Annotated in this window: 13 protein-coding genes and 2 pseudogenes; 10 read left to right on the top strand and 5 right to left on the bottom strand. The window is 67.1% G+C overall.

Annotated features, from left to right (window positions below; genetic code table 11):
* Positions 1 to 30: 30 nt before the first annotated feature.
* Together cydB and SY91_RS33020 are read right to left on the bottom strand one after the other, a co-directional pair.
* On the bottom strand, positions 31 to 1,038 hold the full coding sequence (cydB, locus tag SY91_RS33025; protein WP_185921466.1) for a cytochrome d ubiquinol oxidase subunit II: 1,008 nt from the start codon (positions 1,036 to 1,038) through the stop codon (positions 31 to 33).
* A gap of 2 nt (positions 1,039 to 1,040) precedes the next feature.
* Entirely contained in the window at positions 1,041 to 2,441 is a 1,401-nt protein-coding gene (locus SY91_RS33020; protein WP_027807757.1) for a cytochrome ubiquinol oxidase subunit I, read from the bottom strand.
* 422 nt (positions 2,442 to 2,863) lie between these two features.
* Here SY91_RS33020 and fdhD point away from each other — a divergent pair, with 422 nt between their 5' ends.
* The 5 genes and pseudogenes from fdhD to SY91_RS32995 all read left to right on the top strand — a co-directional run.
* Positions 2,864 to 3,742 (top strand): formate dehydrogenase accessory sulfurtransferase FdhD, encoded by an 879-nt coding sequence (gene fdhD / locus SY91_RS33015; protein ID WP_006481319.1) that lies wholly within the window; start codon positions 2,864 to 2,866, stop codon positions 3,740 to 3,742.
* The gene (gene glp / locus SY91_RS33010) at positions 3,739 to 4,953 is read left to right on the top strand and encodes a gephyrin-like molybdotransferase Glp (protein ID WP_185921465.1); all 1,215 of its coding nucleotides are present in this window, start codon (positions 3,739 to 3,741) and stop codon (positions 4,951 to 4,953) included. The genes fdhD and glp overlap by 4 nt, the downstream gene beginning before the upstream one ends.
* A 241-nt stretch (positions 4,954 to 5,194) precedes the next feature.
* Positions 5,195 to 6,319: a GTP 3',8-cyclase MoaA gene (gene moaA / locus SY91_RS33005; protein ID WP_185921464.1), complete on the top strand. Its 1,125-nt coding sequence runs from the start codon at positions 5,195 to 5,197 to the stop codon at positions 6,317 to 6,319.
* A 47-nt stretch (positions 6,320 to 6,366) separates the two neighbouring features.
* Positions 6,367 to 6,939, top strand: coding sequence for a molybdenum cofactor biosynthesis protein MoaE (locus SY91_RS33000; protein WP_034175503.1), 573 nt, complete (start codon positions 6,367 to 6,369; stop codon positions 6,937 to 6,939).
* Positions 6,940 to 6,997: 58 nt separating this feature from the next.
* Positions 6,998 to 7,249: pseudogene (locus tag SY91_RS32995) on the top strand (MoaD/ThiS family protein); the annotation flags it as partial.
* 172 nt (positions 7,250 to 7,421) lie between these two features.
* On the opposite strand, the gene SY91_RS32990 reads toward SY91_RS32995, so the two are convergent.
* On the bottom strand, positions 7,422 to 8,153 hold the full coding sequence (locus SY91_RS32990) for a GntR family transcriptional regulator (RefSeq protein WP_034175504.1): 732 nt from the start codon (positions 8,151 to 8,153) through the stop codon (positions 7,422 to 7,424).
* Positions 8,154 to 8,307: 154 nt separating this feature from the next.
* Here SY91_RS32990 and SY91_RS32985 point away from each other — a divergent pair, with 154 nt between their 5' ends.
* Together SY91_RS32985 and SY91_RS32980 are read left to right on the top strand one after the other, a co-directional pair.
* Positions 8,308 to 9,678 (top strand): adenylosuccinate lyase family protein, encoded by a 1,371-nt coding sequence (locus SY91_RS32985; protein ID WP_105798452.1) that lies wholly within the window; start codon positions 8,308 to 8,310, stop codon positions 9,676 to 9,678.
* A 26-nt stretch (positions 9,679 to 9,704) separates the two neighbouring features.
* On the top strand, positions 9,705 to 11,111 hold the full coding sequence (locus tag SY91_RS32980) for a cation:dicarboxylate symporter family transporter (RefSeq protein WP_034175506.1): 1,407 nt from the start codon (positions 9,705 to 9,707) through the stop codon (positions 11,109 to 11,111).
* 106 nt (positions 11,112 to 11,217) lie between these two features.
* Here SY91_RS32980 and SY91_RS32975 read toward each other — a convergent pair.
* A pseudogene (locus tag SY91_RS32975) lies at positions 11,218 to 12,641 on the bottom strand (PLP-dependent aminotransferase family protein).
* Between the two features lie 489 nt (positions 12,642 to 13,130).
* On the opposite strand from SY91_RS32975, the gene SY91_RS35390 reads away from it, so the two are divergent.
* The gene (locus SY91_RS35390) at positions 13,131 to 13,640 is read left to right on the top strand and encodes a hypothetical protein (protein ID WP_023475957.1); all 510 of its coding nucleotides are present in this window, start codon (positions 13,131 to 13,133) and stop codon (positions 13,638 to 13,640) included.
* Entirely contained in the window at positions 13,637 to 13,771 is a 135-nt protein-coding gene (locus tag SY91_RS35385; RefSeq protein ID WP_023475958.1) for a hypothetical protein, read from the top strand. The genes SY91_RS35390 and SY91_RS35385 overlap by 4 nt, the downstream gene beginning before the upstream one ends.
* 10 nt (positions 13,772 to 13,781) lie before the next feature.
* Here the strand turns inward: SY91_RS35385 and SY91_RS32965 are convergent, their stop codons facing one another.
* On the bottom strand, positions 13,782 to 15,194 hold the full coding sequence (locus SY91_RS32965; protein ID WP_023475959.1) for a PLP-dependent aminotransferase family protein: 1,413 nt from the start codon (positions 15,192 to 15,194) through the stop codon (positions 13,782 to 13,784).
* 231 nt (positions 15,195 to 15,425) lie between these two features.
* On the opposite strand from SY91_RS32965, the gene SY91_RS32960 reads away from it, so the two are divergent.
* Complete coding sequence (locus SY91_RS32960) at positions 15,426 to 16,655, top strand: NAD(P)/FAD-dependent oxidoreductase (RefSeq protein ID WP_023475960.1); 1,230 nt, start codon at positions 15,426 to 15,428, stop codon at positions 16,653 to 16,655.
* Positions 16,656 to 16,689 lie beyond the last annotated feature (34 nt).

Genomic DNA, 16,689 nt, shown 5'->3' with positions numbered 1-16,689 from the left:
AGCGCTGCGCCCCGTCACCTCGCTTGCCGCTCAGTGATAACCGATATCGCCCTCGCGCACCTTGCCGCGAAACACGCGGTACTGCATCGCGTTGTACACGAGGATGATCGGCAGCACGATCACCGTGCCGCCCAGCGCGAACAACTGGCTCGAATGGCTCGACGACGCGTCCCAGATCGTCAGCGACGGCGGCACGATGTTCGGCCAGATGCTGATCACGAGCCCCGTGTAGCCGAGGAACACGAGCGCGAGCGTCAGCAGGAACGGCGTGGCCTCGTGCGCACGCTTCACCGTGTGGAAGATGCCCCACACGCACGCGACGACGAGGATCGGCACCGGCAGGAACCAGCCGAGGTTGCCGCTGCCGAACCAGCGGTGCGCGACGGCCGGCAGCCCGATCACGGTCCACAGGCTCACCACGCCCATCACCGCGAGCAGCACGCCCGTGAGCGGCTTCATCAGCAACCGCATCTTGCGCTGCAGTTCGCCGTCGACCTTCAGGATCAGCCAGCCGCAGCCGAGCGTCGCATAGGTGACGAGCACGCCGATCCCGCACATCATGCTGAACGGCGACAGCCAGTCGAACGGCCCGCCCGCGAACTGGTTGTTCTCGATCTTGATGCCCTGCAGCAGCGAACCGAGCACGATCCCCTGGCAGAACGCCGCCAGCGCCGAGCCGCCGATGAATGCGAGGTCCCACATGTGCTGCGTGCGGGTGGCTTTCGCGCGCAGCTCGAACGCCGCGCCCCGGAAGATCAACCCGACCAGCATCAGCACCAGCGGCAGGTAGTTGGCCGGCAGCAGCGTCGAATACACGACCGGGAACGCGCCATAGAGGCCCGCGCCGCCGAGCACGAGGAACGTCTCGTTACCGTCCCACACCGGCGCGACGGTGTCGAGCATCACCTGGCGCTCGGCCTTCGCATCGAAGAACGGAAACAGCAGACCGATGCCGAGATCGAAGCCGTCCAGCATCACGTAGATGAATACGCCGAGGCCGATGATCGCGGCCCAGACGACAGGAAGATCGATGTGCATGGTTACTCCGCCTCGGTGACGTTCAGCGGCGTGGACAGCGCGCTCTTGCGCAGCCCCGGATGCCGGTGCAGTTCGATGTAGCCGGCCTGGGCCGCCGGCCCGCGCTTCATCAGTTTCATCATGTAGTAGATACCCGTGCCGAATACCAGGAAATACACGACCACGAAGACCAGCAGCGACACGCCGACCTGCTGGGCGGTGAGCGGGGAGACCGAGTCGATGGTGCGCAGCACGCCGTACACGGTCCACGGCTGCCGCCCGACCTCGGTCGTGATCCAGCCGGCCAGCAGCGCGACGATGCCCGACGGCCCCATCGCCACCACGAACCACTGGAACCAGCGTGTTTCATACAGGCGCCCGCCCTTTCTCAGCAGCAGCCCGAGCAGCGCGGTGAGCAGCATCAGCATCCCGAGGCCGGCCATGATCCGGAACGTCCAGAAGATGATCGGCGAATACGGGCGGTCCTGCGGCGGGAATTCCTTCAGCCCGCGGATCTCGCCGTCCCAGCTGTGCGTGAGGATCAGGCTGCCGAGGTGCGGCACCTGGATTGCATAGCGCGTGGTTTCGGCCTGCATGTCGGGCAGCCCGACGAGGTTCAGCGCGGTGCCGCCCTTCTCGGTTTCCCACAGCCCCTCGATCGCCGCGATCTTCGCCGGCTGGTATTCGCGCGTGTTCAGCCCGTGCGCGTCGCCGACGACGATCTGGATCGGCGCGAGCACCAGCAGCATCCACAGCGCCATCGAGAAGCTGCGCTTCACCGGCTCGTCGCGGCGCCCCTTCAGCAGGTGCCACGCGCCGCACGCGGCGACGATGAAGCCCGCGACGATGAACGCCGCGATCGTCATGTGCACGAGACGATACGGAAACGACGGGTTGAAGACGATCTTGAACCAGTCGACCGGCACGACGAGGCCGTTCTCGATCTTGTAGCCTTGCGGCGTCTGCATGAAGCTGTTCGACGCGAGAATCCAGAACGTCGAGATCAGCGTGCCGACCGCGACCATCAGCGTCGCGAAGAAGTGTGCGCGCGGGCTCACCCGCTGCCAGCCGAACAGCATCACGCCGAGAAAGCCGGCTTCGAGGAAGAACGCCGTCAGGACTTCATACGTGAGCAGCGGCCCCGTGATGTTGCCCGCGACGCGCGAGAACCCGGCCCAGTTGGTGCCGAACTCGTACGCCATCACGACGCCGGAGACCACGCCCATCCCGAAGCCGATCGCGAAGATCTTCGACCAGAACTGAAACATGGATTTGTAGGCGGCGTCGCCGGTGACGAGATAGCGCCATTCCAGCACTGCCAGGAAGCTCGCCATGCCGATGCTGATCGCGGGGAACACGATGTGGAACGACACCGTGAATGCGAATTGCAATCGGGCGAGATGGAACGCATCGAAGATTTCCATGACCGTAATTTGCTCGTGGTTGTGAGGACGTACGCTCGAAGCAGGAAATCGCGCGACGGCTTGGCGACGACACATGCGAACACAAGCGATCGCTCGCACGGCATCGAAGCGTGAATGACGATATCGCGTTTGCAACGATACTCGCAATCACTCGAACGTGCGCTGAAACTGTGCTGCTTGCGCCGCCGAAGATGTGTGCACGGAAAACATATTCGGCGCCGGCGGGACGCTCAGCTGTACTGCTTTCCGCGTGGCGGCGCTGTGCCTGCGGCGCACTGTTCACTCCACTTAACATCTTATGCAACGCCTGCCCGCGGCGGTAGTGCGCCCTTCGGCGCCCGTCCGGCAGCCTCGATTCCCGTCGTTCGGCGTGCGCGCCGAGCCCGGCCGGCCCGCCGGCCGCCCCGCCTGGAGAAAACCGCATGGAGTCCTGCACTCGCCGTGAAGATCCGACCGGCAGCACCGCGTGTCAGGTGACGCGCCACCGTGCCGGCGACGCGCGCGACACCGGCGACACCGTCGATCGCGTCGTCGACGAAACCCCGGTTGCACTCGTGTTCAACGGCATCTCGCACACGGTCATGATGGCGACGCCGATCGACCTCGACGCGTTCGGCCTCGGCTTCGCGCTGAGCGAAGGCATCGTCGAGCGCGCATCGGACGTCTTCGACATCGAAAGTGAATACCGGCCGGGCAGCGCCGAAGTGCGGCTCACCGTGTCGCAGCAGGCGTTCATGGCGCTGAAGGCGCACCGCCGCGCGCTGGCCGGCCGCACGGGCTGCGGCGTGTGCGGTATCGAAAGCATCGCGCAGCTCGACCTGCACCCGCCGCGTATCGCGGCCGCCGGCGCGGCCGCGGGCATCGGCGCCGACGCGATCGCGCGCGCCGCGCATGCGTTGCCGGCCCGGCAGACGCTGATGCGCGAGACGGGCGGCATCCACGCGGCCGCGTGGTGCGACCGCGACGGCGCCGTGCTCGACGTGTTCGAGGACGTCGGCCGCCACAACGCGCTCGACAAGCTGATCGGGCAGCTCGCACGCCACCGCGCCGACCTGCGCGCGGGCTTCGTGTTCCTGTCGAGCCGCGCGAGCTACGAACTGGTGCGCAAGGCAGCGCGGGTCGGCATCCCGATGATCGCGACGATCTCGGCGCCGACGTCGCTCGCGATCGACGTCGCCCGCGAAGCCGGCGTGCGGCTGCTCGGCTTCTGCCGCAACGACGGCTTCGTCGAATACGTGTCGCCCGCCGCCGTTCATCTCGACCCACCGCTTGCACCGGCGCAGCCGGCCCACTCGTCATGAAACACCTGTTCGATTTCGACACCGCGCAGCAGCAATTCGCCGGCGCGTTCGCACCGCTCGAGGCCGCCGCATCCGTGCCGCTCGCGCACGCGACCGGCCACGTACTGGCCGCGCCGCTGACCGCGGTGCTCGACCAGCCGCCGGCGAACCAGAGCGCGATGGACGGCTACGCCGTGCGCCACGCCGACCTCGCGCACGGCGAGCCGCTGCGCGTCGCGCAACGCTGCTATGCCGGCGACACACCCGCGCCGCTCGCCCCGCGCACGGCAGCACGCATCTTCACCGGCAGCCTGATTCCGCCCGGCGCCGACACGGTGGTGATGCAGGAGCATGCGCACGAACAGGCGGGCTGCGTCACGTTCGACGCACCCCAGCGCAGCGGGTCGCACATCCGCCGCCGCGGCGAGGAAGTACGCGCCGGCGACCTGCTCGTGCCGGCCGGCGTGCGCCTGGGCGCGATGCACGTCGGCGTGGCCGCCGCGCAAGGGTTCGCGCGGATCGACGTGCGCGTGGCGCCGCGCGTCGGCATCCTGACGACCGGCGACGAGCTGGTCGCATGCGGCCAGCCGCGCGCGCCGCAGCAGATCTACAACAGCAACGCGCCGATGCTCGCCGCGCTGGTCGGCGGAACCGGTGCCGACGTCGCGCTGAGCCTGCACGCGGCCGATACGGCGGCCGCCGTCGATCGGGCGTTGCGCGACCTGCACGCGCAGTGCGATCTCGTGATCTGCGTCGGTGGGGCGTCGGTCGGCGACAAGGACCTGCTGCGTCCGGCGCTGACTGAACTCGGCGCATCGTTCATCGTCACGGGCGTGCGCATGAAGCCGGGCAAGCCGGTCGCGCTCGCGGCGCTCGATGCGCGGCCCGTGGTATTGCTGCCCGGCAATCCGGGCGCCGCGATGACGGCGTTCGCGCTGTTCGTCGCGCCGCTGATCCGCCGGCTGCAGGGGCGCGACGCGTGCCTGCCGGTCGTGCCGTCGCTGCCGATCGACACCGGCTTCGAGCCGGATGCCCAGCGCGAGCGCTTCGTGCGCGTGCGCTGTACGGTAGGCGCTGACGGCGCGCCGGTGCTCGACACACTGCGCCAGCAAGGCGCCGGCACGCTGCAGTCGCTCGTGCTGGCCAGCGGGCTCGCGCGGCTGCCGGCCGGGCGCACCATCGCGCGCGGCGACGCTGTTCCGTACTACGAATTCGCGCGCTGGCTCGCATGAGCGCGACGCTGGATAGCCGCCCGATGCGGCGCCTTCGCTCTTTTCGCCGCCCGGTTCGTCGCCCGATTCGCCGCGCCTGTCGCGCGTCCCGCGCGGCGAACTGTATTCCTGCAATTCGGGCGGGATTGTGTCTCTGCCGACAAAACGCCGCGGACTATGCTCACGATGAGGCTCGTCACGACCTGTGCGCCGACACGTCGGCATCCGCACGGCTGAGCGGCGACGCCTCTTCGCTTACTTCATGCAGGCCGACGACCCGATCGTGAATGCCATCGTTTCCGCCGCGCCGGCCGCCGCCGCCTCATCCGGCGACGCATCGCCCGGCGCTGTCCCCCGCCCGTCCGACACGCTCGGCCGCCCGCTGCGCGACCTGCGCCTGTCCGTCATCGACCAGTGCAATTTCCGCTGCGGCTACTGCATGCCGCGCGAGAGCTTCGGCGCCGACTACGCGTTCATGCCGTCGTCCGAGCGATTGTCGTTCGCGCAACTGGAAAAGATCGCCCGCGCCTTTACGTCGCTCGGCGTCGAGAAAATCCGCATCACGGGCGGCGAGCCGCTGCTGCGCCGCAATCTCGAAGCGCTGATCGAACGGCTGGCCACGTTGACGACCGTCGACGGCAAGCCCGTCGAAATCGCGCTGACGACCAACGGCTCGCTGCTCGCCGCGAAGGCACGCGCGTTGCGCGATGCGGGGCTGTCGCGCGTGACCGTGAGCCTCGATGCGCTCGACGACGCGTTATTCCGCCGGATGAGCGACGCCGACGTGCCGGTGGCGCGCGTGCTGGCCGGCATCGAAGCCGCGCATGCGGCCGGGCTCGCGCCGGTCAAGGTCAACGCGGTGATCGAGCGCGGCGTGAACGACGACCAGATCCTGCCGCTCGTGCGGCACTTCCGGCATACGGGCGTGGCCGTGCGGTTCATCGAATACATGGACGTCGGCGGCGCCAGCTTCTGGTCCGGCGACAAGGTCGTCCCGGCCGCGCGGATGCGCGAGCTGATCGACGAACACTATCCGCTCGTGCTCGTCGGCGAACCGGGGCACGACGCCACCGCGATCCGTTGCGCACACATCGACGGTGCAGGCGAGGTCGGCTTCATCGCGAGCGTGTCGCATCCGTTCTGCGGCACCTGCTCGCGCGCCCGCGTGTCGGCCGACGGCCAGCTTTATACGTGCCTGTTCGCGACGCAAGGCACCAACCTGCGGCCGTGGCTCGACGACGCCGCGTCGACCGCCGACCTCGCCGCCGCCGTGCGCGCACGCTGGACGCAGCGCGACGACCGCTATTCCGAGCGCCGGGCCGCACGGCCGGCCCGCGCGCCGGGCAAGACCTATCCGACCGTGCGCATGTCGCTCGTCGGCGGCTGACGGGCCGGCCCGCGATACAGGATGCGCCGCCCACTGGAGAACCTGTCATGACGACCTTCACCGAATCCCGCGCCGGGCTGCCGGACGATCCGCCGCGTGCCGGCAGCGCCCCGCCGCACGTCGACGCGACCGACCCGCACCCCGAATCGGCGCCCGCGATCGCCGCCGGCTTCGAAGTGCGCGTGCAGCATGCGCCGATCGACGCGGGCGCGGAGCTTGCACCGATCGTTCGCAATCCGAATGTCGGTGCGGTGGTGAATTTTCTCGGGGTCGTGCGCAAGGAAGGCGACGTCGACGACGTCGTCGCGCTGGAAGTCGAGCACTACCCGACGATGACCGAACAGGCGCTATGGAGCATCGTCGAGGAGGCCACCGCGCGCTGGCGGCTCGAAGCGGTCAGGATCGTGCACCGCGTCGGCCGCATTCCGCTCGGCCAGCCGGTGGTGCTGGTCGTGGTGGCCGCCGCGCATCGCGCGTCCGCGTTCGATGCGTGCGAATTCCTGATGGATTTCCTGAAGACCCACGCGCCGTTCTGGAAGAAGGAGATCCGGCACGACGGCGAATCCGGCTGGGTCGAGGCGAAGGCGCACGACGACCAGGCGATGCGGCGCTGGGGCTGAGCGCGTTCGCTTCGTGTGTTCCGATTCCGCCGCTACCGCTCTTGCTCGAGACATTCCAATGAAACTGACGATCAAATACTTCGCGAGCATTCGCGAACAACTGGCGCTCGACGAGGAAACCGTCGAAATCGATGCCCGCGAACTCACCGTCGACGCGTTGCGCGGCACGCTGGCCGCGCGCGACGCGCGCAGCGCGGACGCGTTGCGGATGGACCGCCCGGTGCGGGCAGCCGTGAACCTCGAAATGGTGACCGGGGAATTCGTCGTGCGGGAGGACAGCGAGGTCGCGTTCTTTCCGCCGGTGACGGGGGATGACACGACGCGCGAGGCGGCGCGCTTGCATGCAGTCATTTCGCCGCGATCGACGCATCGATCGCGAACGCGAACGCACACGCGCTCACCGGCGTCAAAACAGATACCGGGTAGATCTGCTGCCTGCTTCGGCGTGTCACTGTGGATGGCACTTTCACCCGTCCGCCCGTTCAACTCTCGGACCGTTTCAGCCTCATGGAAACGGAAAATCGTTCGGCCGGGTGAATGCTGATCGAGATTTCGAACGCCACGCCGGTCGAATCGAGATAACGCCGCACGATTTCGAGCGCGGCCGTTCCCGTCGGGATCTGTAGGCGCGCAGCCATTTCCGGCGAGACGTTCACCGCCTGCACATTCTGCTGGATCTCTGCGACGCATCGTCCGTAACGCGCTTCAATCAATGCACTGATCAACATATCCGGCTCGTGGCGAGCCGTCTCCGCGATCTCCAGATAGCCCGGATCGATATAGACGTCCGTCCAGCCGATTGGCGGACGCGTCGCGTCGCGTTCCACGCGCAGGCTCGAAATACGCAGCCAGCGTGCGCCTTCTTCGCACTTCAGAACCTGCGCGAGCGTGCCCTCCACCGCAAGCGCCTCGATCGACTGCACCACGCGCAGGTTCTCCGAACCGAACTGGACGAGATCTTCGATCGAAGCGAGCGACGGCCGGAAGTCGTTTTTCGGTTGGGCGGATTCGACACGCGTTCCGGCGTTCTTGCGGCGCGACACGAAGCCGAGTTGCTGCAGCTCGTGCAGCGCGGCGCGGACCGTGTGCCGGCTCGTCTTGTACAGATCGCGCAATTCAAGCTCGGTCGGCAAGTACGAGCCGACCGGAAAGCGGCCGGACGCAATGCCTTCCGTCAGGTCGCGCGCGATCTCGGCGAAGTGGGGTCTGTTCATTTTCTCTGCGTATCGGTCATCGCCCACAGTTTAAGGGTAAACATCGCTGGATCGATATGTCCGGACATAATACGCTTCAATATGTCCGGACATATCGAGTCGCTCGATGTTGAAGGCCCGCGGTCTTTCCCCGTTTCCGTTTCCAGAGGTCGCCATGCCCAGTCGCACCATCCCTGTCTCCAGCACCGTCGTCGATTCGATTCTGTTTCGGGATGCCTTCGGCACCGCGAAGATGCGCGCGTTGTTCTCCGATTACGCGCTCGTGCAGCGCTACATCGACGTCGAAGTCGCGCTCGCGAAGGCCGAGGCGCGTGTCGGTGTGATTCCGGCCGAAGCGGCCGACGTGATTGCACGGGAAGCGAGCATCGAGCGCATCGATTTCGATCACATGCGCGAGGAGACGGACATCGTCGGCTATCCCATCCTGCCGCTCGTGCACCAGCTCGTCGCGATGTGTGGAGACGCGGGCCGCTACGTGCATTGGGGTGCAACGACGCAGGACATCATGGATACCGCCGTGTCGTTGCAAGTGAGCGATGCGCTCGATTCGATCGACGGCGATATCCGCGAGTTGCGCGGCATCCTTGCCGATCTCGCGCGCAAGCATCGCGATACCGCGATGGCGGGTCGCACGCATCTGCAACAGGCACTGCCGGTCACGTTCGGATACAAGGCCGCAATCTGGCTCGCGATGTTCGACCGGCATCAGCAGCGGCTCGCGGAGCTGCGCTCGCGCGTCGCGGTCGTCGAGTTCGCGGGCGCGGCAGGCACACTGGCGTCGCTCGGCGACAAGGGGTTCGACGTCCAGAAGGCACTTGCGGAAGAACTGAAGCTCGGCGTGCCCGCGACGACCTGGCACGTCGCGCGCGACGGCTTCGCCGAAGCGGTGAACCTGCTTGCTCTCGTCACGGGCTCCCTCGGCAAGATCGCGATCGACATCATGATCATGGCGTCGAACGAGTTCGCGGAAGTGTACGAACCGTTCGTCAAGGGGCGCGGCGCAAGCAGCACGATGCCGCAGAAGCGCAATCCGATCTCCAGTGAGCTGATGCTGGCGGCGGCGAAAGCGGTGCGGCAGCACGCGGGCCTGATGGTCGACGCGATGATTCAGGATTTCGAACGCGCGACAGGTCCATGGCATGCGGAATGGATCGCGATTCCCGAAAGCTTCATCCTGACATCGGGGGCGCTGCATCAGGCCAAATTCGCGCTCGGCGGGCTGATCGTCGATGCGGAGCGGATGAAGCAGAACCTCGGCATCAGCAACGGGCTGATCGTCGCCGAAGCCGCGATGATGCAGATGGCGCCGTTTACCGGGCGCCAGCAGGCGCACGACATCGTGTATGACGCGTGCCGTACGGTCAACGAGAAGGGCGGCACGCTCGCCGAAGCGCTGGCCGCACTGCCCGACGTGACCCGGCACTTCGATCGCGACGCGATCGAACGCATGACGGATCCGGTCAACTACCTGGGCCTCGCCCCGCAGATGGCCGATCGGGCGATCGCACTGTCCCGCGAAATCTGAACGGACGTCGTGGAGGAGACACCATCATGAATCACGCACAGACCTCGCGCGACGAACCGGTCGCCCCGGCACCGAAGCGCCCGTGGTATCGCAAGCTCGGCATGCAGGTGCTCGCGTCGCTAGTGCTCGGCGTCGTTGCCGGGCTGCTTTTTCCGAAATTCGGCACGCAACTGAAGATTCTCGGCGACGTCTTTCTCGCGCTGATCAAGGCCGGCGTCGCGCCGCTCGTGTTTCTGACGATCGTGCATGGCATTGCTTCCGCCGGCGACGTGAAGAGCGCGGGGCGGGTCGGCTGGCGGGCGATCGTCTACTTTGAAGTCGTGTCGACGATCGCGCTGGCGTTCGGCCTGCTTGCCGGCAATCTGCTACAGACCGGCCAGGGCATGACGTCCGTGGCGGTCGGCAAGGTGCCGGTCGCCGCGGCAAAGGCGGCGCCGCAAGGGTTCACGGAATTCGTGATGCATCTCGTGCCGGACAACTTCATCGGCGCGTTCGCGAAGGGCGAGCTGCTGCAGGTGGTCGCGCTCGCGGTGATGGTCGGCATCGGCATTCTTGCGATTCCCGAAGGGCGGCGCGCGCGAATCAACGACGGGCTCGACCAGATTTCGGAGGTTCTGTTCTCGTTCATCAATCTCGTGATGAAGCTTGCCCCGCTCGGCACCTTCGGCGCGATCGCGTTCGCGGTTGGCAGCAACGGGACAGCCGTGCTGGTCGCGCTCGCTCAACTCGTGCTCAGCTTCTACGCGGTCGTGGTGCTGTTCATCGTCGTCGTGATGGGCATCGTCGCGAAGCTGGCTGGCTTCAGCATGTGGCGCTTCATGCGCTACATCAAGGACGAGATCCTGATCGTGCTCGGTACCGCGTCGTCGGAAAGCGCGCTGCCGCGCCTCCTGATCAAGCTCGAGCGACTCGGCTGCGCGAAACAGACGGTCGGTCTCGTGCTGCCGACTGGCTATGCGTTCAATCTCGACGGGACGTCGATCTTCATGGCGATGGGCGTGATGTTCATCGCACACGCGTACAACGTGCCGCTCACGTTCGAGCATCAGATGGGCATCCTGCTGCTGATGCTGTTGACGTCGAAAGGCGCCGCGACGGTATCGGGCGGATCGTTCGTCGTGTTCGCGGCGACGGTGACCTCGACGGGGCTGCTGCCGGTAGAAGGACTCGCACTGATCTTTGGCGTCTACCGCTTCATGTCGATGGCGATTGCAACATGCAATACGATCGGCAACAGCCTGGCCACGGTAGTCGTTGCGAAATGGTCGGGTACGTTCGACGAGACGGTCGCCCGACGCCACCTTTACCCGGAACGTTATCCCGCGACAGCGCGTGTCGATGCGAAGTTCGACGATGGCAACCTTCTTCCCCAAGACTCTGACGACGTGAATCCGCATTCGTCGGGAATCCCGCTCAAGCGCGGCGGTCTGTAGCCTTGGCTTGACGCGAAAGCGACGCCTACGGAAATCCACGAGGAACCAAAACAAAGCCGGCGCGAGGCCGGCTTCGTCATCGACGCGCAACGTACCGTGCACCCGTTCACCGCATGCACGCCGCGGCCAGCTTCCCGACCGTGATCACCGCCTGCTCGATCTCCGGCGACCACGGGCTGCTGTAGTTCAACCGGATGAAGTTCCGGTAGTTGTCGGTGATCGAGAACATGTAGCCCGGCCCGATCGTGATCCCCTGCTCCAGCGCGAGCTGGTACAGCCGCATCGCATCGACCTGCGCGGGCAGTTCGACCCACAGCACGTACCCGCCTGCCGGGCTCGAAATGCGCGTGCCTTCCGGAAAGAACCGCGACACCATCGCGCGCATCAGGTTCGCCTGCTGCGCATACGCCTTGCGAACCCGCCGCAGGTGATGTTCGTAGCCGTCGCGTTCGAGAAACTCCGCGATCGCGAGCTGCGGCAACGACGGCGTCGCCAGCGTATTCAGGAACTTCAGCTTCTCGACCTGATCGCGATAGCGGCCCGGCAGCGCCCAGCCGATCCGGTACGCGGCCGTCAGGCTCTTCGAGAACGACGAACAATGCAGCACGATCCCGGTCCGGTCGTAGGATTTCAGCGAACTCGGATGCGTATCGCCGAAATACAGTTCGTTATACACACCGTTCTCGATGATCGGTATGCCGGCCTTCGTTGCGAACTCAACCAGTTCGCGCTTGCGCTCATCCGGCATCTGGAAACCCAGTGGGTTCTGGAAGTTCGGCATCACCATGCACGCGGCGATCGGCTGCGACTTCGCGATCGCGGCCAGCGCCGCGATGTCGATCCCGTATTCCGGGTGCGTCGCCACCTCGATCGCCTTCATCCCCATCCGCTCGATCGCGTGCAGCATCGCGTAGAACGTCGGCGACTCCACTGCGATCGTGTCGCCCGGCTTCGCGACCGCCTGCAGGCACAGGTTGATCGCCTCCGTCGCACCGACCGTCACGATGATCTCGTTCGGGTCCACCGACATCCCGTTTTCAAGGTAGCGGCGCGCGATCTGCCGGATCAGCCGCGGATGGCCCGGCGGCAGCCCGTCGGTCACGCCCCACAGCGACTTGTCGCGACCGGCCGCGTACGCGTAGCGGTTCAGCTTCTCGAACGGAAACAGGCTCGGGTCCGGATACGGCGAGCCGAGCGGCACCGCGTCGTCCGTGCCGATCGAGCGCAGCGTCGACAGCACGAGCCGGCTCACGTCCACCGACGACGAGATCGCGATCGGCTTCGACGGCCGCAGCTCGCGCACCGGCGCGTGGCCGTCGTCGCGCCGCAGGTTCACGAAATAGCCCGACTGCGGCCGGCTTTCGAGCAGCCCGCGGCTTTCCAGCAGCAGATACGCATGCAGTACGGTCGTGATGCTGATCCGGTGCTGCTGGCTCGCCTGCCGCACCGACGGAATCCGGTCGCCGTGCCGGTACCCCCCTGGCGGATCAGCCGCTCGATGTCGTCCGCGAGTTTTTCATAGAGTTTCATCGTGCGTCTCCTGCCGGCGCGCGCCGCCCCGCCGCCGCCCCGTGTGCGCCCGATACGCACGCGTTGCACGTGTTTCGCCCGCCGACCGGGCCGTCGTGATTCCTGATCTTTCCCTCCGGTTTTGCCTTTTCCATCGCACTGGCTCTCTCTTGAAGATGCGCCGGCAGGGTTCCCGGAACAGCGGGATCTGCAGCACTGTGCACTTGATGATCGAATCTTAAGAGAAGAACAGTTGGCGCCGAGTACACACATCGAGCCCGCGGACAAGAGTACAGTTCGGCGCGAATCGCGCATTCCGGGAAAACTGTACGTCTTATGAAATGGCCGGACGGCCGGTTGGCCAGTGGGCCGGCACAGCGCGGCCGGATTGGCTCAGGACGGCCGCCGTACGGGCCTTCGTGCGGTCGGGCCAATAGGGGCGCAATGCGGGTTTTCGTGGCGAGCGCCCCACCATGCGGTACACGGTCGAACCTGTAACCGGCGTCGGCGGTGCAATGCACGCCGTCCGATCAGTACAGAAGCAATCGCGCCAGAACGACGCGACCGACCAGAAGTGCACACCTGTCTGATCGCGCCCTCGTTGATCTGCTCGTCGCAAGACCGACCGACACGACCGCCAGCGCGCGCTTCACCGGCACCGCGCGCTGGGCGCCGCTGCCGATCTGCGAACTCGATCCGGTCGTGTTCCCGGAAGTCGCGCGTGCGGCCGATCTGCTCGTCAGCGTGGCCGCGTTCGCGCTCGACGACGATGCAACCCGCGCGGCGGGTGGGGCCCGCGTGACAGACCCGGTTCGCCGGCGCGATATCGAGATGCAACGCCGGCCGCGCCTGAACCGGTTGCCGGACTTGCCGCTGGGTGTAATGGCGCGAAATCGCAGGCAGATGCTGTCGCTCGTGTTCGCCGAACCCATCCGCGCAAGGCAGGATCACGATCGACGAACGCCACGTGCGCGCCGGCGCGTGGTCGGTGCATTGCGCGACCGGCCGCGTGACGCGTGACGCGCGACGGCGAGCCGGTCGAACCGGCGATCGCGCCGCCGCCGTCGCTGCTGCGCGCGGTGCCGTGGCTGCCTTGTGACGAAGCGCTGCTGCAGCGGATCGTCGACGTCGTCGCGGGGTGGCTCGACTGAGCCGGCACCGTCAGATCGAACCGAACAGCGCGCGCGGCCGGTCCTTCAGCGTGCCGGACAGGATGCGCAGCCCGTTGACGAGTTCGTCGCGGGTGGCCGGGCACGCGAGGTTGATGCGCACGCCGTGCTCGAGTTCCGCGCGGTCGACCGCGAAAGTCGACGACGGCATCACGATCACGCCGCGCGCTTTCGCATTCGCGGCGAAGTCGTCGGCCCGCCACGGCGGCGGCAGCCGCAGCCACACAAACATGCAGGCGGGGTCGGCCTTCAGTTGCCCGGCCGGCAGCAGTTCCCGCGCGAGATCGACGCGTGCGCGAATCTCCGCGAGTTGCGCGGCCATGATCCGTTCGGCGGTGCCGTCCTCGATCCATACCGCCGCGATCAGCATCGACGTGGGCGCCGGCATCCAGGCGGTGGTCCGCACGGCTTCCGCGCACAGCGCGACGCTGTCGCGCGGGCAGCTCAGGTAGCCGAGGCGCAGCCCCGGCGCGAGGACCTTCGACGTCGCGCCGATATGGAACGTCAGCTCCGGGCACAGCCCCGCGATCGCCGGCAGCCGGTCGCGCACGAGCGGGCCGTACACGTCGTCCTCGATGATCGTCACGTGATGGCGCCGCGCGATGTCGACGAGCGCCATGCGGCGCGCGAGGCTCATCGTCGTCACGGTCGGGTTCTGCAGGTTCGGCACGACGAAGATCGCCTTGACCGGCATGCGCTGGCAGATCCGTTCGATCTCGTCGGGCAGCAGGCCGTCGTCGTCGGCCGGCGCGCTGACGATCTCGAACTGGAACACCGGCGCGAGCGCCTTGAGCCCGTAATACGTGAGGCGGTCGGCGACGATCACGCCGTCGGTGCCGATCAGGCTGTTGAGCACCGCATACAGCCCGTGCTGCGCGCCGCTCGTGACGACCACCTGGTCGGGCGACGGCGCGAAGCCCGGCGCGGCCAGCCACTGCGCACCGGCCGCACGCGCCCAGTCTGGGCCTTGCGGCGGCTGGTATTCCTGCAACGCGGCGAAACGCGGGTCGTTCGGCAGCGTGGCGAAGGTCTGCGCGAGGCTCGCGAGAAATTCGCCGGTCGCCGGGCGGTTCACGGTCAGGTCGATCACGCCGTTGCCCGCCGCAAGCGATGCGCGGGCCGGCTCGATGCTCGGCATCGCGCCGCCGGTGACGAGCGAGCCGCGACGCTTGCTGCCGATCACAAGGCCGCGCAGCTGCAATTCCTTGTACGCACGCGACACCGTCGACACGTTGATGCCGAGTTCGGTCGCGAGCTGGCGCTGCGGCGGCAGGCGGCTGCCGGGCGGATACATGCCGTTGCGGATTTCCGCCTCGATCGAGCTCGATACCTCGACGTAGGTCGGCCGCTTCGCCGGTGCCGGCAGGCCGCTATCGCGCTCGCCGGAAAGTTTGTCTGATGCCATCTGTCGCCTATGACCACACAAAAAGCGTTTGTCTGCCGTTTTGGCTTGCCCCGCGATTGTATAGGACCTCCCCGCCCCGTCAATCATTCATCGAAAAGTCTGCTGAATCAGCGAGTTGAAATCGGGTAAACGCCAGAACCACACAATATTATTTTGATTGCACACAAAAATTTACTGTGTGATTCTTGATCGCAACTTTGTGTGAATCATCTCCTCCGGAGGGGAAGCGTCATGGCGAACGTCGCCATCGTGGGTGCAGGCTTCATCGGGCTCGGCGCGGCGGCATGGCTGCAACGCGACGGGCATCGCGTGACGCTGTTCGATCCGGCCGGCGTCGGCCAGGGCGCATCGTTCGGCAATGCCGCGACGTTTGCGCCGTACGGTTGCGTGCCGGTGAACGGCCCGTCGGTGTTCCGCGACCTGCCGCACTTCCTGTTCGCCGCCGACAGCCCGCTGCGCATCCGCTGGCCGTATCTGCTGCACGGCGCGCCGTGGCTCGCGCGCTTCCTGCTCGCGTCGACGCCCGCGCGCCACGCACGCAGCGCGAGTGCGCTGGCCGCGCTGCTGTCGCGCGCCGCCGACGGCTATGCGCCGCTGCTCGCGCCGTCGCGGCTCGCGGCGTTCGTGCGGCCGCGCGAATGCCTGTACCTGTACGCGCGGCAGGCGTCGTTCGACGCCGCGCAGCCGTCGCTCGCGCTGCGGCGCCGGCTCGGCGTGCCGTTCGAGACGCTCGATGCAAGCGCGATCCGCCGGCTCGAGCCCACGCTCGCGCCGATCTTCTCGCGCGGCGTGCTGTTCGCGGGCAGCTGGCATTTCTCCGATCCGCACGGGTTTCTCGGCGAACTGTTCGCCCAGCTCGCCGCCGCCGGCGCGACGCTCGAACGCGCGCGAGTCGAACGGATCGCCCCGGCCGGCGACAGCGTGAACGTGCACGCGGGCGGCACGGTGCGCGCGTTCGATCACGTCGTCATCGCCGCAGGCGCCCGTTCGCGCGAATTCGCGGCCGCGTGCGGCGATGCGGTGCCGCTCGATACCGAGCGCGGCTATCACGTGCAGTTCGGCGCGCACGAGCCGATCGTCACGCGGCCGGTCGGCTGGGCCGAGCGCGGCTTCTACATGACGCCGCTCGACGAAGGGCTGCGCGCGGCCGGCACCGTCGAGCTCGGCGGCTTCGACGCGCCGATGAATCCGTCGCTGGTCGCATTGCTCACGCGCTCCGCGCGCGAAGCCGTGCCGTCGCTCGGCACGCCGACGCGCAGCTGGCTCGGGTTCCGGCCGACGCTGCCCGACGGCGTGCCCGTCATCGGCCGCGCACGCGACAGCGCGCGCGTGATCCACGCATTCGGTCATCAGCATCTCGGCGTGACGCTCGCCGGCATCACCGGGCAGATCGTCGCCGACCTCGTCGCCCGGCGCGCCCCGCCGCTGGACCTCACGCCATACCGGGCCGCGCGATTCTGACGCGCACCACGATTTCCACCCCTGCAAGGAGAAG

The organism is Burkholderia cenocepacia, from assembly GCF_014211915.1.
Classification (GTDB): Bacteria; Pseudomonadota; Gammaproteobacteria; order Burkholderiales; family Burkholderiaceae; genus Burkholderia; species Burkholderia orbicola.
This window is presented reverse-complemented; position numbering and strand designations above follow the sequence as displayed.

Coding starts and splice junctions, on each gene's coding strand:
- cydB (WP_185921466.1), bottom strand. CDS start 1,038: ATGCACATCGATCTTCCTGTCGTCTGGGCCGCGATCATCGGCCTCGGC.
- SY91_RS33020 (WP_027807757.1), bottom strand. CDS start 2,441: ATGGAAATCTTCGATGCGTTCCATCTCGCCCGATTGCAATTCGCATTC.
- fdhD (WP_006481319.1), top strand. CDS start 2,864: ATGGAGTCCTGCACTCGCCGTGAAGATCCGACCGGCAGCACCGCGTGT.
- glp (WP_185921465.1), top strand. CDS start 3,739: ATGAAACACCTGTTCGATTTCGACACCGCGCAGCAGCAATTCGCCGGC.
- moaA (WP_185921464.1), top strand. CDS start 5,195: ATGCAGGCCGACGACCCGATCGTGAATGCCATCGTTTCCGCCGCGCCG.
- SY91_RS33000 (WP_034175503.1), top strand. CDS start 6,367: ATGACGACCTTCACCGAATCCCGCGCCGGGCTGCCGGACGATCCGCCG.
- SY91_RS32990 (WP_034175504.1), bottom strand. CDS start 8,153: ATGAACAGACCCCACTTCGCCGAGATCGCGCGCGACCTGACGGAAGGC.
- SY91_RS32985 (WP_105798452.1), top strand. CDS start 8,308: ATGCCCAGTCGCACCATCCCTGTCTCCAGCACCGTCGTCGATTCGATT.
- SY91_RS32980 (WP_034175506.1), top strand. CDS start 9,705: ATGAATCACGCACAGACCTCGCGCGACGAACCGGTCGCCCCGGCACCG.
- SY91_RS32965 (WP_023475959.1), bottom strand. CDS start 15,194: ATGGCATCAGACAAACTTTCCGGCGAGCGCGATAGCGGCCTGCCGGCA.
- SY91_RS32960 (WP_023475960.1), top strand. CDS start 15,426: ATGGCGAACGTCGCCATCGTGGGTGCAGGCTTCATCGGGCTCGGCGCG.